Origin of the sequence: Actinoplanes sp. OR16, from assembly GCF_004001265.1 — a bacterium.
Lineage (GTDB): Bacteria > Actinomycetota > Actinomycetes > Mycobacteriales > Micromonosporaceae > Actinoplanes.
Genome location: NZ_AP019371.1, coordinates 4,214,500 through 4,237,588 on the forward strand (window position 1 = coordinate 4,214,500; position 23,089 = coordinate 4,237,588).

The 23,089-nt window shown below is 71.5% G+C and carries 18 protein-coding genes and 1 pseudogene; 10 read left to right on the forward strand and 9 right to left on the reverse strand.

The genetic code is table 11. The features are described 5' to 3' along the window. Window positions 1-136: 136 nt before the first annotated feature. On the forward strand, window positions 137-700 hold the full coding sequence (locus EP757_RS19550) for a TetR family transcriptional regulator (RefSeq protein WP_127548059.1): 564 nt from the start codon (window positions 137-139) through the stop codon (window positions 698-700). Window positions 701-1,430: 730 nt separating this feature from the next. Here the strand turns inward: EP757_RS19550 and EP757_RS44815 are convergent. After that, a pseudogene (locus EP757_RS44815) lies at window positions 1,431-1,811 on the reverse strand (GtrA family protein); the annotation flags it as partial. A gap of 258 nt (window positions 1,812-2,069) precedes the next feature. Here EP757_RS44815 and EP757_RS19560 point away from each other — a divergent pair. Then, window positions 2,070-3,257: an amidohydrolase gene (locus tag EP757_RS19560; RefSeq protein ID WP_127548062.1), complete on the forward strand. Its 1,188-nt coding sequence runs from the start codon at window positions 2,070-2,072 to the stop codon at window positions 3,255-3,257. Window positions 3,258-3,356: 99 nt separating this feature from the next. Here the strand turns inward: EP757_RS19560 and EP757_RS19565 are convergent, their stop codons facing one another. The 7 genes from EP757_RS19565 to EP757_RS19600 form a co-directional block, all read right to left on the reverse strand. Beyond that, the gene (locus tag EP757_RS19565) at window positions 3,357-4,289 is read right to left on the reverse strand and encodes an NAD(P)-dependent oxidoreductase (RefSeq protein WP_232050576.1); all 933 of its coding nucleotides are present in this window, start codon (window positions 4,287-4,289) and stop codon (window positions 3,357-3,359) included. Window positions 4,290-4,447: 158 nt separating this feature from the next. After that, window positions 4,448-5,614 carry a cytochrome P450 gene (locus tag EP757_RS42820; protein WP_160165818.1) on the reverse strand — a complete coding sequence of 389 codons (1,167 nt, stop codon included), beginning with the start codon at window positions 5,612-5,614 and terminating at the stop codon, window positions 4,448-4,450. Then, window positions 5,611-6,366: a glycosyltransferase family A protein gene (locus tag EP757_RS19580; protein WP_127548068.1), complete on the reverse strand. Its 756-nt coding sequence runs from the start codon at window positions 6,364-6,366 to the stop codon at window positions 5,611-5,613. Before EP757_RS19580 ends, EP757_RS42820 begins: the two co-directional genes overlap by 4 nt. Beyond that, entirely contained in the window at window positions 6,363-7,787 is a 1,425-nt protein-coding gene (locus tag EP757_RS19585) for a class I adenylate-forming enzyme family protein (RefSeq protein ID WP_127548070.1), read from the reverse strand. Before EP757_RS19585 ends, EP757_RS19580 begins: the two co-directional genes overlap by 4 nt. Next, window positions 7,784-8,524, reverse strand: coding sequence for a glycosyltransferase family 2 protein (locus EP757_RS19590; protein WP_197725540.1), 741 nt, complete (start codon window positions 8,522-8,524; stop codon window positions 7,784-7,786). Before EP757_RS19590 ends, EP757_RS19585 begins: the two co-directional genes overlap by 4 nt. Next, on the reverse strand, window positions 8,521-9,501 hold the full coding sequence (locus tag EP757_RS19595) for a 3-oxoacyl-ACP synthase III family protein (RefSeq protein WP_127548071.1): 981 nt from the start codon (window positions 9,499-9,501) through the stop codon (window positions 8,521-8,523). The genes EP757_RS19590 and EP757_RS19595 overlap by 4 nt, the downstream gene beginning before the upstream one ends. An 86-nt stretch (window positions 9,502-9,587) precedes the next feature. Further along, window positions 9,588-11,249 carry a serine/threonine-protein kinase gene (locus EP757_RS19600; RefSeq protein WP_127548073.1) on the reverse strand — a complete coding sequence of 554 codons (1,662 nt, stop codon included), beginning with the start codon at window positions 11,247-11,249 and terminating at the stop codon, window positions 9,588-9,590. A 314-nt stretch (window positions 11,250-11,563) separates the two neighbouring features. Between EP757_RS19600 and EP757_RS19605 the strand changes: the two genes are divergently transcribed. From EP757_RS19605 to EP757_RS19625, 5 genes are all read left to right on the forward strand, one after another. Beyond that, a complete protein-coding gene (locus EP757_RS19605) occupies window positions 11,564-12,814 on the forward strand; it encodes a hypothetical protein (RefSeq protein WP_197725541.1) in 1,251 nt (416 codons plus the stop codon). Further along, the gene (locus EP757_RS19610) at window positions 12,811-13,407 is read left to right on the forward strand and encodes a class F sortase (protein ID WP_127548075.1); all 597 of its coding nucleotides are present in this window, start codon (window positions 12,811-12,813) and stop codon (window positions 13,405-13,407) included. The genes EP757_RS19605 and EP757_RS19610 overlap by 4 nt, the downstream gene beginning before the upstream one ends. Then, window positions 13,376-14,416 (forward strand): vWA domain-containing protein, encoded by a 1,041-nt coding sequence (locus tag EP757_RS19615; RefSeq protein WP_127548077.1) that lies wholly within the window; start codon window positions 13,376-13,378, stop codon window positions 14,414-14,416. The genes EP757_RS19610 and EP757_RS19615 overlap by 32 nt, the downstream gene beginning before the upstream one ends. A 334-nt stretch (window positions 14,417-14,750) precedes the next feature. Beyond that, window positions 14,751-15,278 carry a TetR/AcrR family transcriptional regulator gene (locus EP757_RS19620; protein WP_127548079.1) on the forward strand — a complete coding sequence of 176 codons (528 nt, stop codon included), beginning with the start codon at window positions 14,751-14,753 and terminating at the stop codon, window positions 15,276-15,278. 43 nt (window positions 15,279-15,321) lie between these two features. After that, window positions 15,322-18,117 carry a PAS domain S-box protein gene (locus EP757_RS19625; RefSeq protein WP_127548081.1) on the forward strand — a complete coding sequence of 932 codons (2,796 nt, stop codon included), beginning with the start codon at window positions 15,322-15,324 and terminating at the stop codon, window positions 18,115-18,117. On the opposite strand, the gene EP757_RS19630 is transcribed toward EP757_RS19625, so the two are convergent. After that, window positions 18,114-18,647 (reverse strand): TetR/AcrR family transcriptional regulator, encoded by a 534-nt coding sequence (locus EP757_RS19630; protein WP_127548083.1) that lies wholly within the window; start codon window positions 18,645-18,647, stop codon window positions 18,114-18,116. The two genes, EP757_RS19625 and EP757_RS19630, sit on opposite strands and share 4 nt — an antisense overlap. Before the next feature lie 84 nt (window positions 18,648-18,731). Between EP757_RS19630 and EP757_RS19635 the strand changes: the two genes are divergently transcribed. From EP757_RS19635 to EP757_RS19645, 3 genes are all read left to right on the forward strand, one after another. After that, entirely contained in the window at window positions 18,732-20,333 is a 1,602-nt protein-coding gene (locus tag EP757_RS19635) for an FAD-dependent oxidoreductase (protein ID WP_127548085.1), read from the forward strand. A gap of 45 nt (window positions 20,334-20,378) precedes the next feature. Continuing rightward, window positions 20,379-21,674: a hemolysin family protein gene (locus tag EP757_RS19640; protein WP_127548087.1), complete on the forward strand. Its 1,296-nt coding sequence runs from the start codon at window positions 20,379-20,381 to the stop codon at window positions 21,672-21,674. 79 nt (window positions 21,675-21,753) lie between these two features. Then, window positions 21,754-22,992: an SLC13 family permease gene (locus tag EP757_RS19645; RefSeq protein ID WP_127548089.1), complete on the forward strand. Its 1,239-nt coding sequence runs from the start codon at window positions 21,754-21,756 to the stop codon at window positions 22,990-22,992. The last annotated feature ends 97 nt before the right edge of the window (window positions 22,993-23,089 follow it).

Below are 23,089 nucleotides of genomic sequence, written 5' to 3' on the forward strand. Positions count from 1 at the left end.
GTCGTTCCGGTACTTCTTTCCTGCACCCGTTGCAAGACTGACTTCGCGCTCTGCTGTCGCGCTTTCGTTCCACGATCGCCAGAGGGGCCGATCGGCCCCTCTGGCCGGTTCGGGGTTTCGACCTAGAATCGGAGGCGTGCCGCCGCAGAACCTTCCCTCCAGGGACTCGATCCACCGCGCGGCGGCCGAGCTGTTCGTCCGCGACGGCTACGCGGGGACCACGGTCCGCGCCATCGCTGCCGCCGCCGGCTGCGACCCGGCTCTGGTGATCCGCCATTTCGGATCGAAGGAAGGACTCTTCCTCGCCACCGTCTCGGTGTCGAAGGACCTCCCGAAGATCCTCGCCGGTCCGATCGAATCCCTCGGCCGGGAACTGGTCCGCTTCGTGCTGCGAGCCTCGGACACCGCCGCAGCCGGCGTCTACCGCGCCATGCTGACCGCCTCCGACCGCCCGGAGATCAAGGAACGCCTCCGGGCCTCGATGCACGACGTCTTCGTCGGCCCGCTGGCCGACCGCATCGGCGGCGCCTACCCGGAACTCCGCGCCCGCCTCGTCGCAGCCCAGTTCGCCGGCCTGATCAACGCGTACTGGCTGGTCGCTGATCCTGTGCTGAGCTGCGCCGACCGGCCGGCGATCGTCGCGCTCTACGGAGACGCGATCCAGCGGCTGCTAGACAGCGCCGACCCTCCCGCCGAATAAGCCTCAACCCAAGCCGATGCACCCGACCCGGAATCCCAGCCGGCGCGCCACTCTCATCGCAGCCGTCCCCTGACTCATCGGCGGCCCGCGGCCCGACACCCGTGCCCGCGGCTGCCTCGCTCGCGCCGGACTTGCGGGTCATTCCAGGCTCGCCGAGCGTTCCTGGCTTGCTGAGCGTTCCTGGCTTGCTGAGCGTTCCTGGCTTGCTGAGCGTTCCTGGCTTGCTGAGCGTTCCTGGCTTGCTGAGCGTTCCTGGCTTGCCGAGCGTTCCTGGCTTGCCGAGCATGCCTGACTCGCTGAGCGTGCCTGACTTGCCTTCGACCTTGCCTGCCAGCTCACTCTCGCCGGCCAGCTTGCTCTCGCCGGCTGCCCCACTCTCGCCCGTCATCCATCTCATAGTTGACATTTCGGAAATGTCGGACTTGGCGAGCAGTGGCGCGGTGCCTCCATCGCTGAGGCTTGGGGTGTTGAGGCTTTGAGCGGTGGGGCTTGGGGTGGCGGAGCTTTGGGTGGCTCGGCTTGCGACGGCGGTGCTCGGAGCGGCGGTGCTCGGAGCGGCGGTGCTCGGAGCGGCGGTGCTCGGAGCGGCGGGGCTTGGAGCGGCGGGGCTCGGAGCGGCGGTACTCGGAGCGGTGAGGCTTAGAGCGGCGGGGCCTGCGGTGGCGGGGCTTTGGGTGGCGGGGCTTGCGGTGGCGGGGGAGGGGTGGCGGTGTTTGGCGAATACCCAGCCTCGCAACATGACGTAGCGCAGTGCGCCTATCAGGCTGCCGGTCAGGGCCAGGATCATCGCCTCTTCGAGAGAGGTGGGGTGGGGGCCGGCGATTCCGGTGAACCAGGGGGCTACGGCCAGGTTGGCCAGATAGACGGCTACCGACGTCAGGCCCGCTTCCCAGTGGAGGCGGCCCACTGCTGAGGTCTTGACGTTGAAGGTGACCCGGCGATGGGCTTCGGTGTTCAGCGGGGTGATCGCGAACAGGGCTATCCAGCTGGCCCAGGTCGCCGGGGCGGCGAAACGGACGGCTACGTAGACGAAGGTCTGCAGCACCGTGCTGAGGGCGCCCACCAGCATGAACCAGATCAGCTGGCGGGGCAGTGTGGCGAGCCGTTGCATGACTGAACGCTTTCGGACAGCAATTCTTACCGTCGTAGTGTCAACATCGTTGACGGCACCTGTCAACGATGTTGACGGCGTGACGCGGCTTACCCGTACGTCGGTGGCCTGATCTTTTGATCTTGATGTTTCCGCAGGTCAGGAGGGGTGTCATTGATAGATCGTGTACCTGGGCGTCATCGCACTGCAACCTGTCTGTGATCGGACAGACCGCCCTGCGGCCGGGTGGGTACATACCGAGTCCCGGGAGGAGAGCGGATGAGCGCGAGCAAGCGGTACGGCATCGCCGGCGCGGACATCGCCGAATGGCGGGACCGGCTGATCGGTCTCAGTCACAGCCTGCACGACGAGCCGGAGGTGGCCTTCGCTGAGCGGGCGTCGGTGGCGAAGCTGGCTGACCTGATGCGGTCAGCCGGGTTCAAGGTCACTGAGGGGGAATGTGACCTGCCGACCGCGCTCACGGCCGTCTACGGCGAGGGTGAGCTGACGATCGGGCTCTGCGCGGAGTTCGATGCGCTGCCCGGAATCGGTCACGGCTGCGGGCACAACATCATCTGCGCGATCGCGGCGGGCGCGGCGATCGGGCTCAAGGCCGCTGCCGATCGGTACGGGTTCCGCGTCAAGCTGCTCGGCACTCCCGCCGAGGAGAGCGGTGGGGGCAAGGCGCTGATGCTTGAAGGCGGGGCGTTCGACGACGTGACCGTCGCGATGTTGGCGCATCCCGGGCCGATCGACACGGCCGGCGTCCGGGACACCACCCAGGCCTGCACTCGATTCGAGGTGATCTATCGCGGTCAGCCGGCTCATGCTGCCGGTGCGCCGTGGGACGGGGTGAACGCCGCCGACGCAGCGGTCGTGGCACAGGTGGCGATCGGGCTGCTCCGCCAGCAGACGCCGCCGGCCTGCCGGATCGCCGGATTCGTCCGGAACGGCGGGACGGCGATCAACGTGATCCCGGCGGAGAGCGTGATGGAGTACGAGGTGCGCGCCCCCGACCTCGATCAACTGGATGCGCTGCGGCGGCGGGTACGGGACTGCTTCACGGCCGGCGCGGTGGCGGCCGGCGCCGAGGTGACGATCCGGCGTACCGCGCCCGACTACCTCGATCTCCGCAACGACCCGTGGCTGATGGAGACGTACGGCGCGCATCTCGCCGACTTCGGCCGGGCCGCCGTGATCCTGCCACCCGGGTCGAACAGTGCCTCCACCGATATGGGCAATATCAGTCACGTCGTGCCGTCGATCCATCCGATGATCGCGCTTCGCGGTGCGGCGGCGATGCCACACACGGAGGAGTTCGCGGTGGCGGCGCGGACGGTGGCCGCCGACGAGGCCGTGATCGACGGGGCGAATCTGCTCGCTCGGGTCGGGATCGATCTCGCTCGTGATTCGGCGCGGCGCGCTGCTTATGTCGCCCTGCACGAGAGCCGCCGGGTCCGTTTCTGATCGGTGCGCGGGCCGTAGCCGATGCACGTGTTGGTGGTTTGTTGAGGTGCTTGGGGTGCGGCTCGGGTTGGTGGGCCGTAGTCAGGTCGGGTATCTGGGCTACGGCTCAGCCGCGGCGACGGTCAGGGTGGACGCGTAGTCGGTGAAGGATCGGGACGGGGTCCAGCCCTGGTCGCGAGCGCGGGCCGTGTTCAGGATGACGGGCACGGTCAGCTGCTCGAGGGCGTACCGGGAAAGGGTCGGCTCTGTCCCCGTCAGCCTCGTGATCAGTCCGGATGCCGCCGCGACCGCTCGTGCGAAAGTGATCGGCACGTGCTGGACCGGCACCCCGCAGACGAGACCGACGATCGCGTCGCGGCGGTACGTCGGCTCGTCGGCGACGTTGTAGGCGCCTGGTGACCAGTTTCGGGCAGACAGGCAGGCGTCGGCAAGGTTCTCGACGGCCGTCAGGCTGAGCGGAATGTCCGGACCGGGCAGCAGCACCCGGCCGCCGCGAATCGCCCTGCGCAGGCGCGGCAGCAGGTGAGGATCGCCGGGACCGTAGACGGCTCGCGGCCTCAGCACGACCGCCCCGGCATCGAGAGCGAGGCGTTCGCCGGCTGCCTTAGTGCGACCATAAGCGGTCATGCCACCGAGCGGATGATCCTCGCTGATCGGTGCCGATCCGCCCGCTTCGTACACACTTGCACTACTCACCCAGACGACGGTGCGCGAACCCGCGGCATCCAGCAGGCGGGCGGTCCCGTCCACGTTCACCGCCCGGAACGCCTCCTCAGCCGCGCGGCCGGGCGGCGGGTCACCCACGGCTGCGGCGAGATGCAGCACGAGATCGGTTTCGGTCAGATCAGGCCTTGTACGCCTTGCGTCCCAATACTGGAACTCACCCACCGGACCAGGGCGCCGCCCCAGGCACACCACCCGGGCGCCGGCCGCCGCAGCCGCTCGCGCGACATGTCCACCACAGAAGCCGCTGGCCCCGGTGACCGCCACCCGAGCCCCATCAAGCCCACCGGCCATCTGCGCACCCATCATCACGCCACCCCACCCTGCCCGTCATCACGTCACTGCGCGCAACCCGCCCGTCATCGCGCCGGCTCACTCGTCCTCGCGTCCATCCCATCCCTCACCATGACCCCAGCACTCACCAGCCGGGACCGAGGCGCAGGTGATGGCCACATGCACGGGGGCCATCACCGCGTAGGGGTGAGGATCAGCGAGGACCAGCCGGGGAGGGCGCTGCGGCGATCCGCGCGGGCGGTGAGCACTTTCGGACGGTACGGGGCGAGGGCCGTCAAAGTATCAGCCATCTGGGCTCGGGCCAGGCTGGCGCCGGGGCAGGCGTGCGGGCCGGCGCCGAAGACCAGTTGGGAGATGTGGGCCGGCGCTGGTGAGGCGGGGGACGGGTCGGTGTGGTGGGCGTCCACGGCATGGCGGGATACCAGGATCAGGCGGTCGCCGGCTCGGACCGGGCAGCCTGCGATCGTGCCTTCGCCGGCTGCTGCCCGGGGCAGGAGGGGCGTCGGCGAGGTGACCCGGAGCAGTTCGGTGACCAGGGAATCGATGGGGGAGTCCCACAGGTCCGCGTCGGCGCACCATGCTGCGGCGCGCGGAAGGGCCGCGACGGTCGTGTTGATCGCGGCCACCGCGAGCATGGCGGCAAGCCCATCGACCGAGGAACCAGGCGGGGAGACAGAGCCGGTCGAGGAGACAGGGCCGGTCGGGGAGACAGGGCCAGGCGGGGAGACAGGGCCGGTCGGGGAGACGGAACCAGGCGGGGAGACGGAACCCGGCGGGGAGACCAAAGCGTTCAGACGGGCCGCCGCGGCCGCCGCTGCCTTGCCCGATCCGGGCCGGCGCAGTCCCGGCAGATGATCGCGCGCCGCCGCGGCTGCCGCGTCACGGGCCGCGGCGGCCAGGGTGGCGCCGTCGACGTCAAGGTCGAGCATCGCCGCCGCGGTGGTTCCGGCCAGCACGGCGGCCACGTCGACCATGTCGATCGGCTCGCCTGCGGCCAGGGGCGCGAGTTCTGCGGCGAGCACCGGCGTCCACACCGGACGGAGGTCGGCGACCTTCAGGGCGAGCGTACGCCGGGCAGCCCGGTGCGAGGCCCCCTCCTGGTCGAAGAGCAGCCCGCCCCCGGTCAGCCGCCCCGCCGCCCCGCCCGTGGTGCCTTCGGCGGTCCGGTCGAGAGGCACCCGCAGCAGACCGTCCAGATAGGCCTCACGGGAGTGCGCGATCACCGTGCCCCCGAGTCGCAGAGCGGGCCACCGGCGGGTGATGGCCATCAGCGTGAACAGCACCGGATGGCCGGCCAGGTAGACGCGGCGATCGCGGCGCCGGGCGGAGGAGTGTGTCATCGGATGTGCACCTCGGCCGGTGTGGGGGGACGGAATCGGCGGTCCCAGTGCCACAGCAGCGTCCGCTTCGGCCCCCACGCCCGCAGCCGGCGCAGGCTGGACTCGACCACCATGTCCTCGGCCCGGACGATCCGCGAGGTGTGCCGCCGCGCCCGGTTCAGCAGCGTGACGTCCTCGGAACCGTCTTCGAGCGGTTCCCGGGCGGTGCCGCCGCAGCTGAGATACAGCCAGGCGCTCATCGCCAGGTTGTGCCCGTGCACCAGGACGTAGGGCGTGCGGAACTCGGGGGAACGATGCGCCCGCCGATAGCGGCCGTAGGTCGCGGCCAGCCGCACCACCGCCGGGAAGATCACGCGTTCGGTCCAGGACGGATCCTCGTCGCGTCGCGGGATGCTGCGGCCGCACGCCATCTCGGCGCCTTCTTCCATGTACGACCGGAGGGTCGCGATCCAATCAGGAGCCGGAAGGCAATCGGCATCGGTGCGAGCCAGCAGGGTGGCGCCGCCGGCTATCGCGTGCCGGAAACCGGTGTCGGCAGCGGTCCCGGCGCCCGGCGACGGCTCGGTGACGATCTCGACGGGGAAGGGTGCGGTCGCGGCGAACCGGCGCACCACGGCGGCGGTGTCGTCGGTGCAGGCGTTGTCCACGACCACGAGGCGGAAGTCCAGGTCGGACTGGGCGGCGAGCGCTGCCAGCGCCCCGCCGATCGCGGACGACTCGTTGTAGGCGGGAACGATCACCGCGAGGCTCACCGGCGTACATCCGAAGCGAGCCTGGCCCGATCGGGCTTGCGGGACCGGCCGGACAGCGGGATCGGCGCGAAGATCACCCGGTCCGGGCGGGCCGCGCCCATCCGCTGCAGTGGATCACGCAGGGCGGCGCGCACCGACTCGCGATCGGCGCCGGGGATCGTCTCGATCACGGCGACCACCTCCTCGTCGCCGTCACCGGCCTCAACACCGACCAGCACCGCCAGGGAGACGCCGCTGACGTGCAGCGACGGCTCGTAGAGGCCGGGATAGATGTTCTCGGCCCGGCGCAGGATCATGTCCTTGGAGCGGCCGGCGAGGAGCACCCGGCGGCCGTCGAGGCGGGCCAGGTCGCCGGTCGCGACCCACTCGTGCGGGTCCTCGCCGAGGTACCGATCGCAGACGCCCGCGCCGGAGAGCATCAAGTGATCGTCGTCGAGGCGCGCGCGCACGCCCGGCAGCAACTCGCCGACCAGGTCGCCTTCGCCGTCGTACGCCGTCTTCTCGGTGGCCTCGGCCGCCGCCGCCGGGAACACCTCGGTCAGCGCGTAGACGCACCACGCCTCGGCCGCCCCCGCCGCGCGAACCCTCGCCAGCAGCCGCGCCGAGACCGGAGCTGATCCACTGTAGACGCGCCCGCGGAACCGCACCCCGGCGTCGAGCGCGGCCCGCAGCTGTGGTGGCGTGAGATAGGTGGCCTGCGGTTCCAGCGTGGCGATCTGCCGGGCCAGCGCGCGGGGCCGCCGGGCGGGCGCGGCGACCGGCGCGCCGGCGGCGAGCGACGGCAGCATCACGAAGAACGTCCCGCCGAGGATCGGCACCCCGGCCGCCGGCCGAACCAGATCGGTCACCGCCTGCAGCCCCGAGGCCAGACCGGCACGCGTGTGGACGACCGCGCGAGGCCGTGACGTCGTGCCGGACGTGAAGATGATGACCGCGTCCCCGTCGCCTTCGAAGACCGCCGGAGGAGGGCCGCTGACCAGCTTCAACGCGGGTGCGCTGCCGGGCAGGCGGCGGCCGGCGGTCACCGTCGGGGCCAGCGAGGCGAGGTTCGGCAGGGCCAGTCCGGCTCGTCTCGCCAGGGGAGCGGCCCAGCCCGCGACGGCCTGAGCAGCGGCGTCCGCGACGATCACTTCCGGCCGGGCGAGAGCGAGGCGGGCGGCCACGACGTCCGGTCCGGCATGCGGGTCCACGACCGCGATGCGAGCCCCGATCCGGTACGCCGCGAGCAGCAGTGCGAGCGACAGTCCCCCCGGACGGACGGCGAGCCCGACGGTGTCACCGGCACGGATCCCGTGGGCGTGCAGAGCCGCGGCGTACCGATCCCGCAGCTGCGCCAGATCGCCGCGGGACAGACGCGCGGAGAGCAGAGCCGGTGTGTCGTCGCCGGGGCGCAGACCGGCGTTCAGCTCGTCGAGGATCATCGGGGATCCGGTGTCAGGTCGCCGCTGCCCTGGTCGAGGTACCACCGGGCGGTCCGCACGACCCCGTAGGCGCGGATCCGGCGGGTCGAGTTCTCCACCACCATGGTCCGGCTCCGGGCGATCGACGTCGTCGTCCGGCGCACCCGGTTCAGGAACAGCCGGTCGGTCGGGGAGGGGCGGCGCGGCATGCCGCCACACGCCTCGTACAGATCCGCCGTGATCGCCATGTTGTTCCCGGCGTGCATCCGGTACGGGGCCAGGTACCCGTCCTCCCGATGCGCGGGCCGCAGCCTGCCGAAGAGCGCGGCCAGGCCGACCAGCCCGGCGAAGAACGCCCGTCCGGCCGGGCCGTGCTCGTCGCGGCGCGCGGTGATCCGGCCGCACACCATCCGGGCGCCGCCGTCGAGCGCCTCCCGGGCCGCCGCCACCCATCCCGGTCGTGGCAGGCAATCAGCATCGGTACGGGCGATGAGCCGCGCACCCCGATCGATCGCGAACCGGAATCCGGTGTCGACAGCGCAGCCCACCCCCTTCTCCGGTTCGCTGATCACGTGCACCGGGAACGGCGCGCGGCCCGCGAAGGCGCGCACCACGTCAGCCGTCGCGTCGGCCGACCCGTTGTCGACGACGAGCAGCGTGAACGCCGTGTCGGTCTGTGCGGCGAGGGCGTCGAGGGTCGCGCCGATCCGGGCCGCTTCGTCGTACGCCGGAACCACCACCCACAGCCGGGTGCTCACGACTTCTCCCACACCATCGTCATGAGGCTCACACCGCCGCCGAGCCCGACCAGCAGCACCCGGTCGCCGGTCCGGAGCTCGGCGTGGACCCGGGCCAGCTGGACGCCGAGGGTGGCACTGGCCATGTTGCCCAGGCCGGCCACGGTGATCTCCAGCTTGTCCTTCGGCACGCCGGTGACCTCGACGAAGCGATCCAGGTACGGCAGCGTCACCTGGTGCACGAGGACCTTGGCGTAGTCGCCGTAGTCGAGTCCGGTGCGGCTGCGGACCCGGTCCAGGATGCCGGCGCCGACCTTCTCGAAGACACCGCGCAACCGGTGGCCGTCGCCGGCGAAGTAGGTGTGCTCGTCACCGCGCGGATGCCGGGACCCGCCGCCCGGGATGCCGCCGGCCGTCCAGTGCTCGGAGTGCGTCTCGGTGTCGATGTCGAGGATGCCGCCGCGTTCGACAGGCTCCACGACGACGGCCGCCCCGGCGTCGCCGAACGTGTACCCGGCGAACGACTTGCGCGCGTCGGCGAGATCCGTGGTGAGGCGCATCGCCCGGGTCGGCGTCTCGCCGGTGACGACCAGGGCACGGCCGGCCCGGCCCGCGAGGATCATCGAACGGGCCAGGTCGATGCCGTTCACGAAGCTGTTGCAGGCGTTCGTGACGTCGAGCGCGTGCGCCTTGCTGCCGAGCGCGTCCTGCAGGATGTGCGCGGTGGCCGGCTCGACCATGTCCCGGCTCGCCGAGGCGAAGAGCAGCAGGTCGATGTCGAGCGGGTCCAGGTCGGCGTGGGCGAGGGCGCTTCGGGCGGCGTACAGGCCGAGCGTCGACGCGTACTCGTCGGCGGCCGCGATCCGCCGCTTCTCGATGCCGGTGAGCCTGGCGAACAGGCCGCCCGGCAGCCGTGTCGACACCCGCTTCTGCAGCTCGGCCGTGGTGACCTCGTGCTCCGGAAGGTACGCGCCCACCCCGGTTATACCGACCTGCATCTGCTCGCGAGTCCCCAGCTAGTCGATCAAAGAGACTCATTCTGCGGGTGACGCTGAATTCCGTCCATTCGGCCGGAGGCTCGAGTTCAGGGGGCGAACGTCGAGAGGACCACGGTCAGTTGGGGGAGCGTGGTCAGCCAGGAGTCGCGTACGGTGCGCCACTCGATCACGTACGCGTCGGCGCCGTTCGCCACCACCCGATGCAGGCCGCGCATCACGATCGCATCGGCGTTGAGGAACGTGTACTCCCAGACCGCCCCGGTCGCGCCGGGCAGCGTTTCGATCCGCAGACGCCGGTACGCCGGCACCTGGATCCGCTGCTCCTGGGCCAGCAACCCGGCCACCAGATCGGCGGACGGGCCCGGCCAGCGGCTCACCCGCAGCAACGCGTCACCGGCCGGGTCGGTGAAGGAGACGACACCGTCGGCGAGCGGGTCCGGCTGCCATCCGTCCGGCACCGCTATCCGGAAGCCGCTCGGGTCGGTCCACCAGCCGAAATCCTCGGGCAGCGACTGCGCTGCGGCGGGCGGCGACGGCTGCTCGGCCGGGTGGTGCCGGCCTCGGGTGCCGGCGGCCACCGCGGCGAAGAGCGCGAGCAGGACGATCACGGCGGCCGCCGCCGTGAGGCGCCGGCGCAGCGAGAACCGGCCGGCGGCCTCGACCGCGTCGACCGACCGTCCGAGCCGCTCGCTTTCCGGGTTTTCGCCGCTGTTGTCCGCGAGGTCTCCGCTCCCGGCACCGGAAGCCGAGCTCAGAGCCGTGGCGGTGGCGGGGCGTCCAGTGCCCGAGGCACCCGATATGTGCGGAGCGTCCGGCGCGGCGGGCTCGATGAACACTCCGCGTTCGGCGGCCGTGGCCTCGTGCACCGGCTCCGGCAGGTCGCGGCGGCGGCGCGGGTGCCACCAGCGGGAACGGGGACTGCGCAGCCGGGCGGCCTCGCGCAGGCGCGCCTCCAGCTCTTCCGGCCCGAGGCGGGTGGCCGGGTCGCGGCGGAGCAGGCCGATCAGCACCGGGGTGAGCGGACCGGCCCGCCGGGGTGGCTCCGGCTCGCTGTCGGCCAGGGCGCGCAGCACACCGGTGGTGCTGGGCCGGATGAACGGCGGGCGGCCCTCGACGGCGTGGTAGAGCGTCGCGCCGAGCGACCAGAGGTCCGACGCGATCGTGGAGGAGTGGTCGAAGAGGCGTTCCGGGGCGATGTACTTCGGGGAGCCGAGCACCACGCCGGCGTCGGTCAGGGCGGTGAGGCCGGCGGCCGTCACCGCGGGACCGAAATCGGTCAGCACGACACGGCCGTCGTCGCCGATGAGCACATTTCCCGGCTTCACGTCGAGGTGCAGCACGCCGGCGTCGTGGGCGGCGGTCAGCGCGGAGAGCAGCGTGAGGCCGATCTCGGCGACCCGGGCCGGGGGCAGCGCGCCCTCGCGTTCCACGATCTCCTGCAGCGAGCGGGACGGCACATATTCCATGACGATCCACGGTCCGGCCGCGTCCGGGCAGACCTCGAGGGTGTGGACGAGGTTGGGGTGGCGCACCCGCGCGGCGGCCCGGGCCTCGGGGAACGACCACTCGCGGACGACATCGCGCTGCGCGGGGACGAGGCCGTCCGGGATGGTGCACTGCTTGAGGGCGACCTGGCGGGCGACCCCGGCCCGGTCGTCGCTGGCCAGCCAGACGCGGCTCATCCCACCGTTCGCGAGCGGGCGGACGATGCGGTAGCGACCGGCAACGACCTCTCCCACCGGAACCATGCCGTCCCCTCCGCTCACAGAAGCGCTGTCGATGCTATTGGACGGAGACCGTAGTGCGACTGTCGGATTTCTGGTGATCCATGATGATCCTGATCACTCGACCGACGTGGACGGTGGGCGTAACGTCGGCCATGAGGTGACCCTCGGCAATCTTCTGGTTATTCACTGTAATCAAACTCGGGCACCGCCAGTAGTGGCTGGGGTGGGAGATCATGCGCGTACCTGGGCGGATTGTGCAATGCCTGGTCGTCCCGATCTTTTGCGCCGCCCTGCTCACCGGCGGTTCCGCCGCTCGCCTCGTTGACCGGCCGTTGATGGAAAATTCAACTGTTCCGGTCCGCTATGTGGGACGGCTCGCGCCGGACCGGGCGGCCGACCTCGCGGTGCGTCTCCAGGCCCTGTTCGGGCAGCATGCGGTGCTCGCCGCGGACCTGATGCGCAGCCGGATCCGCGGCGACGACGACTTCGTCCAGGCCGCGAACGCCGCCCTCAGCCGGAACACCGACGCCATGACCGAGCTGATGGCCCGGCTCTTCGGCGCGGACGTGGTGAGCGAGTTCCGGCCTCTGTGGACGGAGCACCTGGTCGAGCTCGTCGCGTACGCCGGCGCCGTCGCCGGCCGGGACGACACCGCGCGCCGGGAAGTGCGTGCTGAGCTGGTCGAATACGAGGGTGAGCTGAGCGCCTACCTGGCCGGGCCGGCGGGTGGCCGGCTCGATCGGGCCACCGTGCACCACGCGCTCGCGGCGCACGTCGACCATCTCACCGCTCAGGCCGACGCGTACGCGGCAGGGGACTGGACGACCGCGGACCGGATATACCGGGACGGATACCGCCATCTCTACGACGTCGGCTTCGTCCTCGCCGACGGACTGCTCGCCACCAGCGATCGGCCCGCGCTCCGCGAGCCGGTCTGGCGGCTGCGCTCTCAACTCGGCCGGATCCTCGCCGAGCACGTCGTCCTGGTCGAGCACGTGACCCGGGCCGCCGTCGGCGACACCCCCGACTTCGACGCCGCGGCCTCCATGATCAACGCGAACACCCGGGATCTGGTCGCGGCGATGGCGGCGCTCTTCGGGACGCGTACCGCCCGCGACTTCCAGGAGATCTGGGGTGATCACGTGGAGTCGCTGGTCGCCTACGCCGGGGCCCTCGCGCGGGGAGATGAGGGCGCGCGGGCGCGGGCTCGTCACAACCTTGCGGGGTACGAGGAAAAGCTCTCCTCCTTCCTCAGTGACGCCACCGGGGACCGTCTCACGGCGCATCGGCTCGCCACCGCGTTCGCCGGCCACGACGGCATGCTGCTGCGGCACGCCGACGCCTTCGCGGCCCGTGACTTTCCGACCGCGCACGACATCGCCTACACGGCCTACGAGCACGAGTTCGAGCTGGCCCGCGAGATGGCCGACGCGTTCGGCGCGACGGTCGCCGCCCGGCTGCCGAGAGGCGGCGCCCAGACCGGCCTCGGTGGCTGCGCCCTCCCCGCCGGCGGTCCGGTGTGCGGGGCTCAGGCCCGAGCCGGTGGCTGTGCCTCTCCTGCCCGGGGCCCGGTGTGCGGGGGATGACCGGCGTGGGGCGGTGGAGAGCGGTGGGCTTCCTCGCGTACACGGGCGTCCTGCTCGTGATCCTAGGACCTCAGCCGGTGCGCCCTCCGGAGATCGTCGCCGGGCCGGTGCGGGCTGATGGATTCCGGTCGGTGAGCGGGGATGTGGTCGTTGCGGATCCGGTGCGGGTGCGGATACCGGCGCTCGGCGTGAGCAGCCGGCTGCAGCGACTCGGTCTCCTGGCTGACGGGAGCGTCGCGGTGCCGGACGACCCGGGGACCGCCGGCTGGTGGAAGGACGGACCACGGCCGGGTGAGCCGGGGCCGGCGGTCATTCTCGGACACGTCGACTCGCGAACGGGGCCGGGCGTCTTCGTGGCGCTGGCCGGCGCGGGCGAGGGGACGACGGTGCTGGTGGATCGGCGCGACGGCAGCACGGTGACGTTCCGGATCAGTGGGGTGTCGCGGGTTTCCAAGAACGAGTTCCCCACCGGCCTCGTCTACGCGCCGACGCTCGATACGACGTTGCGGCTCGTCACGTGTGGCGGCGGCTTCGACAGGAGCCGGAGGAGTTATCGGGACAATGTCATTGCTTACGCCGAAATGGCGGGTTAGCCGGCGCCTGATCGCCGCCGCTCTCCCGGTGATGGCGCTCGGGGCGCCGGGCCCGGTTCCGCTGCCCGTGACCGGGGTGTTCGTGTCCGGGACGGCCACCACCCTCGTGGTCGACGTCGATGCCGAACCGGATCCCGGCTCGGTGACCGTCACCCGGGACGGCGTCGTGCTGCCCGCCCGGATCGAACCGGTCCTCTCACCGGAACTCGCTGTCACCCTCGTCGTGGACGCATCGTCGGCCGGCGCCGCGGCGCTGCCCGGCTGGCTCAGCGCCGATGCCCGATTCGTGCTCGGGCTGCCGTCCGGCGCGCGGGCCGCCGTCGTCGCCGACCAGGCGCCCGCCACCGTGGTGGCCTCGGCTCAGCGGGGACCGTCCGAGATCGTACGGGCGCTCGGCGAGATCCGCGCCGGCCGGGACCGCGACACCGGCCGGGCGTTGTCGCTGGCGCTCACCCGGTTCCCGTCGTCGGCGGACGGGCGGCGGGTCGTCCTGCTCTGCACCGGCGCCCCGGATGCGGGCGGCCCACCGGCGGCCGAGGTGGCGGCCCGCTTCCGGGACGAAGGCGTGATCCTCGTCGTTGTCGGCCGCGGCGACTTCTGGTCGGTGGCGGCCGGCGGCACCGGCGGTTTCCTCGCGCCGGCCGGTGAACCCGGTGTGGTGCCGGCCCTGGACCAGGTGGAAGAGGTGCTGGCCGGCCGTCACCTCGTGCGTTTCACGACTCCGTCGCGCGCCGGCCCGGTGGTGGTGACAGTCGACGACGCGCAGGTGGTCTTCCGGGGTGAGGCGGTGGTGACCCCGGAACGCGACGACTGGGCCTGGTGGCTGATGACCCCGGCCGCGCTGCCGGCACTGATCCTGCTCCTCTGGGGAGTGACGCGACGTTCGCGTGAGCGACCCTCGCCCGCACCGATCGAGGCGCGGCCGAACTCGATGAGGCCGTCACCACGAGGCCGCGCACGGGTCATCGCCCGCTCGCCGGTCGACGCCGTGGACTCGCACGAGCCGTAGCCCAAGCACTGGTTCCGGGTCGGTTCGGGTGCTTGGGCTACGGCTCGGCAGGGCCGAGGTTCGCGACGGTGTCCTTGTCGGTGGGGGAGGGTCTTCGTCCAGCCGGTGCTCACCGCGCCGCCGAGGAGGCCGGTTCCGTCCATGGCGCGGATCCTGCCGAGGCCGTCCTTCGGGCCGGCCGTGTCGATCCCGCCGCCGGACAGCCACCAGCCGCGCGCACGACGGCGGGGTGGCGGGCTGGCGGCAGCGTGGGAATCGGTTCCGAGAATTTGAAGATGGTGACATTCTCGTTACCGGCTAGTAACGTGACTCGTCGGTAGCTAAGGGGGTACAGGTGCTGTACGGAGCCCCGGCCACGCGTCGCCGAGACGCCCAGCGCAACCGTGCGGCCATCCTCGAGGCCGCCGCCGAGGTGCTGACCCGCAGCGAGGGTTTCGCCCTGATGCCCGAGATCGCGCGCCGGGCCGGCGTCGGGCAGGCCACTCTCTACCGGCACTTCGCGGACCGGCACGCCCTGCTCGCCGGCGTCATCGCCCACCAGTTGGAGCTGCTCGAAGTGGCGGCCGAGCACGCCGACTTCCGGCAACTGCTCCGGGAGACCCTGCATTCGCTGATCGCCCGTCGCGGGCTGGTCAACCTGGCCGGCCGGCTCGACCCCGCTCTGCAGGACCGGTACCTGCGACGGCTCGTCGCGGCGTTCGCGAAACCGCTGGGGCGGGCGCGGGAGAGCGGGCACGTCCGGCCCGACCTGTTGCTGGAGGACCTGGGGCTGATCTTCGCGATGGTCCGGGGCGCCACCGAGAAGGCGGGGGACGCGGGCCGCTCGGTCGACCTCGTTCTGGATGGGATCCTAGGACGCTGAGCTCGGCCCTCACGTTTCGCGGCGGCCTGCCGAAATCACCGGAGTGGGCCGTTCAGCGATCACTGCCGACGAGCGTGCCGAGCTGGAGCGGCTCCGGCAGATCGTGTCCACCGGCCCGACCGCGCTCGTCTCGATCGACGAGGCCGGCCTCATCACCATGTGGAACCCGGCCGCCGGGCTCCTGCTCGGCTGGGAAGAGGACGAGATCCTCGGCAGGCCGCTGACCGAGACGCTGATCCCGGAGGAGTTCCGGGCGGCGCACACCGGGGGCCTGGCCCGCTACCTCACCACCGGGCGGCCGTCGGTGATCGGGCATCCGGTGAGCCTGCCGGCGCTGCACCGGGACGGGCGCCGGGTCGAGGTGGAGCTGACGATCTGGCCGTCGTGGGTGGCGGGACAGCGGCACTTCTACGCGTTCCTGCGGGACACCTCGGAGCGGCGGGCGGCCGACGAGCGGGCGGCCCGGCGTACGAACGCGTTGCTCTCCACCATCGAGGCGCAACGGGCCGTCACGCTGGCGGCGCACGACCGGGACCTGTCCCTGAGGATCGTCGCCGAGCAGGCGATAGCGGTGTTCCCGGCGGCCGACGGCGCGGCGGTGGAACTGCTCGGCGGGGACGTCCTGGTGTACGAGGCCGGCGCCGGCACGATGATCGAGTACGCCGGGTACCGGATCCCGGTGAACGCCTCGCTCAGCGGCCTCGCCGTCACCGAGCGGACCGCGGTGCGCTGCATGGACACCCAGATCGACCAGCGGGTGGACGCGAACGCCTGCCGGCGGTACAACGTGCGGTCGCTCTGCATCGCGCCGCTGTACCACGGCGACCGGGTGATCGGCGTGCTGAAGGTGGCGAGCGCGCTGCCTGAGTCGTTCGACGAGGACGACGCGCACCAGCTCGAACTGCTCGCGGCCGGCCTCGGTTCGGCGCTCATGCACGCCGACGACTACGCGCGCAACGCCGCTCTGCTCACGCAGCGGACCCGGGCCCTGGAGGCGCTGGAGGCGAGCGAGACCCGGTTCCGGCTGACGTTCGAGAACTCGCCGCTCGGGCTGGCGTTGTCCAGCCTGGAGCCGGGCTCGTTCGGCCGCTACCTGCAGACCAACCCGGCGATGACAGTGATCACCGGGTACAGCGCCGAGGAGTTGTCCCGGATGAGCTTCCGGGACCTGCACCATCCGGACGACGTGGCGACGAGCGAGGACGGCCTGCGGAGGATGCTGGCCGATGGTGTCGACTCGCTCCGTGGCGAACGGCGGTACCTGCACAAGGACGGGCACGTCGTCTGGGCGTCGGTCCGGATCGCCGTGGTGCGCGATGCCGGTGCGGTTCCCTCGTACTTCGTGGTCCAGGCCGAGGACGTGACCGCCCAGCGTGCCGCCGACGCCCGCCTGCACCAGCAGGCGAAGCTGCTCGAACTGATCCCCGCCGCGGTCATCGTGCGCGACTTCGACGGAACGATCCGGTGGTGGAATTCCGGCGCCGGCGAACTGTACGGCTGGAGCGCCTCAGCGGCCCGCGGCAAACTCACGCACGCGCTGCTGAGCACCACGTTCGCCGGTGAGGGATCGATCGAGGAGCAGACCAGGGCGCTCGCGGCGAAGGGCCGCTGGGAGGGGCAGCTGCAACACCTGACCGCGACCGGCCGCACCCTCATCGTGCTGAGCCGCCAGGTCGTGCACCAGACGGCCGATTCGGAGGGCCCGCCGCAGGTCTTGGAGATCAACACCGACGTCACCGCGGCCCGTGCCGCCGAGCAGGCCCTCGCGCTGAACGAACAGCGGTTCCGGGCCCAGTTCACGCACTCCGCCGCCGGTCAGGTGATCCGTGCGCTGGACGGCACGCTGATCGCGGTGAACAACGCGTTCGCCCGGATGCTCGGCCGCCGCCCGGAGGACCTGGTCGGCCGGAGCATCGACGAGGAGGTGATGCGCCCCGACGACATGCGCGACGCGCACCACCAGATCGCCGCGCTCTTCGCCGGCGAGACGGATTCCTACGTCCACGAGCTGCAGATCCAGCACGCCGACGGTCACTGGGTGGACGTCGAGTCGACGGTCTCGCTGGTCCGCGACTCCGGCGGCCGCCCGAAGCACCTGATCCTGGTCTGCTCGGACACCTCGGCCCGGCGTACCGCCGAACGCGCCCGGGACCAGGCCGCCGCCGCGCTGGCCGAGCGCAACGCCGAACTGGAGACCGCCAACCAGCTGAAGCTCGACATCCTCGGCATGCTCGGCCACGAGATCAGCAACCCGCTGTCGGCGATCCTCGGCTACTCCGACCTGCTCGCCGAGGAGATGCCCGCGGACACCCCGAACGGCCGGTCCATCGCGATCATCGGCCGGCAGGCGCAGCGCCTCGACGACATCGTGCGGGAGGTACTGGCGATGGTGAGCATCGACACCGGCACCATCCACGCGGTCCGGCAGAAGATGTCGCTGCGCGGTGAGCTGGAGCAGGCGCTGGAGGACACGCCGGTGCCGGTGTTCGGCGAGGACGTGACCATCCTCTTCCACCCCGGTCATCTGCGGCAGATCCTGGTGAACCTGCTGTCGAACGCCACCAAGTACGCCGGCGGCGCCACCGCGGTGACGATCGCGCGGGCCGGGGATCGGGTGCTGCTGACCGTGGAGGACCGGGGTCCCGGTGTCCCGGAGGAGTTCCGGCCGCGGCTGTTCGACCGGCTCACCCGGGCCGAGCGGGACGCGGGGACGGTCCGGGGGACCGGCCTGGGCCTCTACATCGTGCGCAGCCTCGCCCAGGCCAACAACGGCGATGTCCGGCACGAGCCGAACCCGGTCGGCGGCTCCCGGTTCGTCCTGGAGGCGGACGTCGCTTAGAGGTGGAGGGTTCGCAACGAGGTCGTGAGCAGGTGGGTCCGCAGCGTCTCGTCGTCCAGGTCGGACAGCGACGACTCGGCGCCGGCCATCACCAGGCCGCCGGCGACCATCGCGACGTTCACGCGTACCGCGGGCGCCGGGTCCGGGCCGGTCAGCAGGTCCACCAGATCGGCGACCGTGGACATCGCCGGATGCTGCCGGACCAGCCGCGTGACGACCGGATCGAAGCTCAGCACCGCGGACAGGCTCCGATGCCGCACCACCATGTCCACGACGGCGGTCAGGAGATGACGACGACGAGCCTTCGGGGTACGCCGGGCAGCCGCCGCAGCGCCGAGTGACGACAATTCGGCCAGCACCGGGTCGATGACCGCGAGGACGATCTCCTCCTTGGTCGGGAACTGGTGATAGACAGCGGCCTTCGTGACCCCCATCCGGCCGGCGATCATCTGCAGCGACGTGCCGCTCACACCGTGCTCGGCGAAGAGTTCCAAAGCCGCTGCCACGACGCGTTCTCGTGCGCTGCTCATGAGCGGATCGTACTCAGATCTTGTTTGTGGGATAGCCGACCGGCTACCTTCCCGGAAAATAGCCGATCGGCTAGGGGAGAAAACGTGGCCGAAACATTCGATCGTGAAGTGGACGTGCTCGTGGTGGGCAGCGGCGGGGCCGGGCTGACCGCCGCGATCGCCGCCGCCGACGCGGGCGCGACGGTGCTCATCGTGGAGAGCACCGGCAAGTGGGGCGGCACCACGGCGCTCAGCGGCGGCGGCCTGTGGATGCCGACGAACCCGCTGATCAAGGGCGAGGACTCGGTCGAGAAGGCGCTCACCTACATGGAGGCGGCGATCGGCGACGTCGGGCCGGCCAGCTCCCCGGAACGACGGCGGGCCTTCGTGGAGACCATCCCCGAGGTCTACGAGCTGCTGCGGGCCAAGGGCGTGCGCTGGGTGGCCTCGCACGACTACCCGGACTACTACCCGGACCGGCCGGGCGGCATGGTCGGGCGCGGCATCGAGGTGGAGCCGTTCGACACCAAGAAGCTCGGCGACTGGTTCGCCACGTTCCGCGGCCGGGACAGCATGCCGGCGCCGCTGAAGACCGACGACGTGTGGCTGCTGTCCCGCGCCTGGTCGACGCCGGGCGGTTTCGTCCGGGGCGCGCAGTTCGTCTTCCGTACCCTCTTCGGCCTGGCCCGCGGCAAGCGGCTCTTCGGGCTGGGATCGGCGCTGACCGCGAGCCTGTTCACGATCGTCCGGCAGCAGGGCACCGAAGTGCTGCTGAACACGCCGCTGACCGAGCTGCTCATCGAAGACGGATCGGTGACCGGCGCGGTGGCCGGTAGCATCCGGATCAAGACCGGGAAGATCATCCTGGGCGCCGGCGGCTTCGCCCGCAACTCCGGCTGGCGGGAGGAGTACCACGGTGTGCCGGGGTACACCTCGGCCGCCGACGGCGACACCGGCGACGTGATCCGGATCGCCGCGGACGCCGGCGCGAAACTGGAGCTCATGGACGACGCCTGGTGGGGCGCCTCGGTGCCGATGCCGGACGGTCACCACCAGTTCGTGCTCTCCGAGCGGTCGATGCCGTACAGCATCGTGGTGAACCAGCTGGGCGAGCGGTACACGAACGAGTCGGCCAGCTACATCGACTTCGGCCACGCCATGCTGGAGGCGGAGAAGGCGGTGCCGTCCTGGCTGATCCTGGACGTCCGGCACCGGCGGCGTTACCTGTTCAACGCGTTCCTGACCGGGACGAAGAAGCTGCGCGAGGCCGGAATCGTGCAGTCGGCGGACAGTCTCGACGAGCTGGCGGCGAAGATCGGTACGGATCCGTCCCGGCTGCGAGCGACCGTCGACCGCTTCAACGGCTTCGCCCGCTCCGGCGTCGACGAGGACTTCGGCCGTGGCCGGACGGTCTACGACAACTACTACGGCGATCCGACCGTCAAACCCAACCCGAACCTCGGCACGATCGAGAAGGGCCCGTTCACCGCGGTCCAGCTGGTGCCCGGCGACCTCGGCACCAAGGGCGGACTGCTGACCGATTCCGACGGCGCGGTCGTCGGGGTTTCCGGCCTCTACGCGGCGGGCAACACCACCGCGTCGGTGATGGGCCGGACCTACCCGGGACCGGGCTCGACGATCGCTCCCGCGGTGGTGTTCGGGTACCGAGCAGGCCGGGCGGCGGCGGTGGCCCTGGCGAACCGGTAGCCTGGGAACTTCGCATTTCCAACAGCGAAGGAGTTGATTTCCGCCGTGGGCGGATACGGGTGGCAAGTCGTCCTGGTCATCGTGCTGGTGCTGCTCAACGCGGCTTTCTCCGGAAGTGAGATGGCACTCATCTCGCTGCGGGAGAGCCAGTTGCAGCGTCTCGAGAAGCACTCCCGCACCGGGAGGACGCTCGCCAAACTGGCGCGGGATCCGAACCGGTTCCTGGCCACCATCCAGATCGGCATCACCCTGGCCGGGTTCCTGGCCTCGGCTGCCGCGGCGGTCTCCCTCGCCCAGCCGCTGATCGAGCCGCTGTCGTTCCTCGGGTCGGCCGCCGACACGGTCGCCATCGTCATCGTCACGATCGTGCTGACGTTCTTCACGCTGGTCGTCGGCGAGCTGGCCCCGAAACGGATCGCCATGCAGCGCGCCGAGGGCTGGGCCATGCTGGTCGCCCGGCCGCTCGACGTCCTCGCGATGCTGAGCCGGCCGGTGATCTGGCTGCTCGGCAAGACCACCGACCTGGTCGTGCGCCTGGCCGGCGTCGATCCGAACGCCGGCCGCGAGGAGGTCAGCCCGGAGGAGATCCGGGACATGGTCGCTCAGCAGCAGGACTTCACGGCCGAGCAGCGCACCATCATCTCGGGCGCCTTCGAGATCGCCGACCGGATCCTGCGGGAGATCCTGGTGCCCCGCCGTGACGTGCTGGTCCTGCCGGCCGACACGCCCGCGGCGGAGGCGCTGGACCGGCTGGTCGCCGGCGGTCACTCGCGGGCGCCGGTCACCGGGCCGATGGGTCTCGACGACGTGCTCGGCGTGGTGCACCTGCGTGACCTGATCGGCGCGCAGGGCCCGGTCAGCGGCTACATGTTCAACCCGCTGTTCCTGCCGGAGACGCTGAAGGTGTCCGACGCGATGCGCCAGCTGCGCTCGCAGCGCCAGCAGTTCGCCCTGGTGGTGGACGAGCGCGGCGCGATCGACGGCATCGTCACGATGGAGGACCTGGTCGAGGAGGTCGTCGGCGAGATCTACGACGAGACCGACCGGGACGTGCAGTCGGTGATCCGGGAGGACGACGGCGCGATGCTGCTGCCGGGCACCTTCCCGATCCACGACCTGCCCGACATCGGCGTCGACATCGAGGAACTGGACGCCGGCGACTACACGACGGTGGCCGGTCTGGTCCTGGCCCGGCTGGGGCACATCCCCACCGAGCCGGGCGAGACGGTCACGATCGACGGGCACACCGCCGAGGTCGTCGAGATCACCGGCCGGGCGATCACCCGGCTGCGGCTGCGCCCGCTCGCCGAGGTGCCCTCGGAGGAGGACGCGCACGTCTGACCGCTGCCCGGAGGCGGTGTGGCGCAGGCCGCATCTCCGTCGGTCGCGGTCTGCCCTACCGGGCCTTACGCTCGTCCTGATGTCCATGATCATCGCGCTGGCGCTGCTCGGCGCGGTGCTCACCTTCGCGGTCGCGCGGCCCCGGGGTCTTCCCGAGGCCGCCGCCGCGGTTCCCGCGGCGGCGCTGGCCGTGCTGGCCGGTCTGGTCACTCCGGCGGCGGCCTTCGAGGAGGTACGGGAACTCGCCCCGACCGTCGCCTTCCTGGCGGCGGTGCTCGTCCTGGCCTTCACGGCCGAGCGGCACGGCGTCTTCGGCTACGTCGGCGCCGTCGTGGCCCGGTCCGGCCGGGGACGGCCGCGCCGCCTGCTCGCGGCGGTCTTCGGCGCGGCGGCGCTCACCACCGCGGTGCTGAGCCTGGACGCCACCGTCGTGCTGCTCACCCCGGTCGTCTTCGCGGTGGCGGCCCGCGCCGGGGTCCGGCCGCGACCGCACGCGTACGCCTGCAACCACCTGGCGAACTCGGCCTCCCTGCTGCTGCCGGTCTCCAACCTGACGAACCTGCTGGCGTTCGCCGCCAGCGGCCTGACGTTCGCCGGGTTCGCGGCGCTGATGGCCGCGCCCTGGATCGCGGTGATCGCGGTCGAATACCTGATCTTCCAGTTCTTCTTCGCCGGCGACCTCGCCGTACCGGCCGCGAAGGAGCCGGAGCACCCCGGGCCCGCCCCGAAGTACGCCCTCACGGTCCTGGCCGGCACGCTGATCGGCTTCGGGGTGCTGCAGCCGCTCGGGGTGGAGCCGGCCTGGGTGGCGGTCGCCGGGGCGCTGCTGCTGGCGGCGCCGCTGGTGAAGCGGCGTGCGATCGCGGCGCGGGAGCTGCTGGTCGAGGCGAACCCGGCGTTCTGCGCGTTCGTGCTGGCCCTCGGCGTGGTCGTGCTCGCGGTCCGGGACGCCGGGCTCGGCGACTGGGTGGACGGCCTGGTGCCGCGGCACGACGACCTGCTGGGGCTGCTCGGCGCGGCGGTGCTCGCGGCCGTGCTGGCGAACCTGCTGAACAACCTGCCGGCCACCCTCGTGCTGCTGCCGGCCGTGGCGAACTCGCCGGGCCTGCTGCTGGCCGTGCTGATCGGCGTCAACGTCGGGCCGAACCTCACCTACGTCGGCTCGCTCGCCACCCTGCTCTGGCGGCGGATCCTGCACGCCCGGGACGCGGCGCCGAAGACCACCGAGTTCCTCACGCTCGGCGCGGTCACCGTGCCGCTCGGCCTGGTGGCGGCGGTCACCGCGCTCTGGGCCGGCCTGCATCTCGCGGGTGTGTGACCTCCCGCGTCAACAGGACGTATACAACACGGGCCCCCGCGTCAGCGTGGTGTGAACAGATCTGTCACCGCGGCTCCCGGCGAGATTTGCTTCCCCG

Coding starts and splice junctions, on each gene's coding strand:
- EP757_RS19600 (WP_127548073.1), bottom strand. CDS start 11,249: ATGGTTCCGGTGGGAGAGGTCGTTGCCGGTCGCTACCGCATCGTCCGC.
- EP757_RS19630 (WP_127548083.1), bottom strand. CDS start 18,647: ATGAGCAGCGCACGAGAACGCGTCGTGGCAGCGGCTTTGGAACTCTTC.
- EP757_RS19595 (WP_127548071.1), bottom strand. CDS start 9,501: ATGCAGGTCGGTATAACCGGGGTGGGCGCGTACCTTCCGGAGCACGAG.
- EP757_RS19605 (WP_197725541.1), top strand. CDS start 11,564: ATGGAAAATTCAACTGTTCCGGTCCGCTATGTGGGACGGCTCGCGCCG.
- EP757_RS19565 (WP_232050576.1), bottom strand. CDS start 4,289: ATGATGGGTGCGCAGATGGCCGGTGGGCTTGATGGGGCTCGGGTGGCG.
- EP757_RS19615 (WP_127548077.1), top strand. CDS start 13,376: ATGTCATTGCTTACGCCGAAATGGCGGGTTAGCCGGCGCCTGATCGCC.
- EP757_RS19585 (WP_127548070.1), bottom strand. CDS start 7,787: ATGATCCTCGACGAGCTGAACGCCGGTCTGCGCCCCGGCGACGACACA.
- EP757_RS42820 (WP_160165818.1), bottom strand. CDS start 5,614: ATGACACACTCCTCCGCCCGGCGCCGCGATCGCCGCGTCTACCTGGCC.
- EP757_RS19560 (WP_127548062.1), top strand. CDS start 2,070: ATGAGCGCGAGCAAGCGGTACGGCATCGCCGGCGCGGACATCGCCGAA.
- EP757_RS19645 (WP_127548089.1), top strand. CDS start 21,754: ATGTCCATGATCATCGCGCTGGCGCTGCTCGGCGCGGTGCTCACCTTC.
- EP757_RS19610 (WP_127548075.1), top strand. CDS start 12,811: ATGACCGGCGTGGGGCGGTGGAGAGCGGTGGGCTTCCTCGCGTACACG.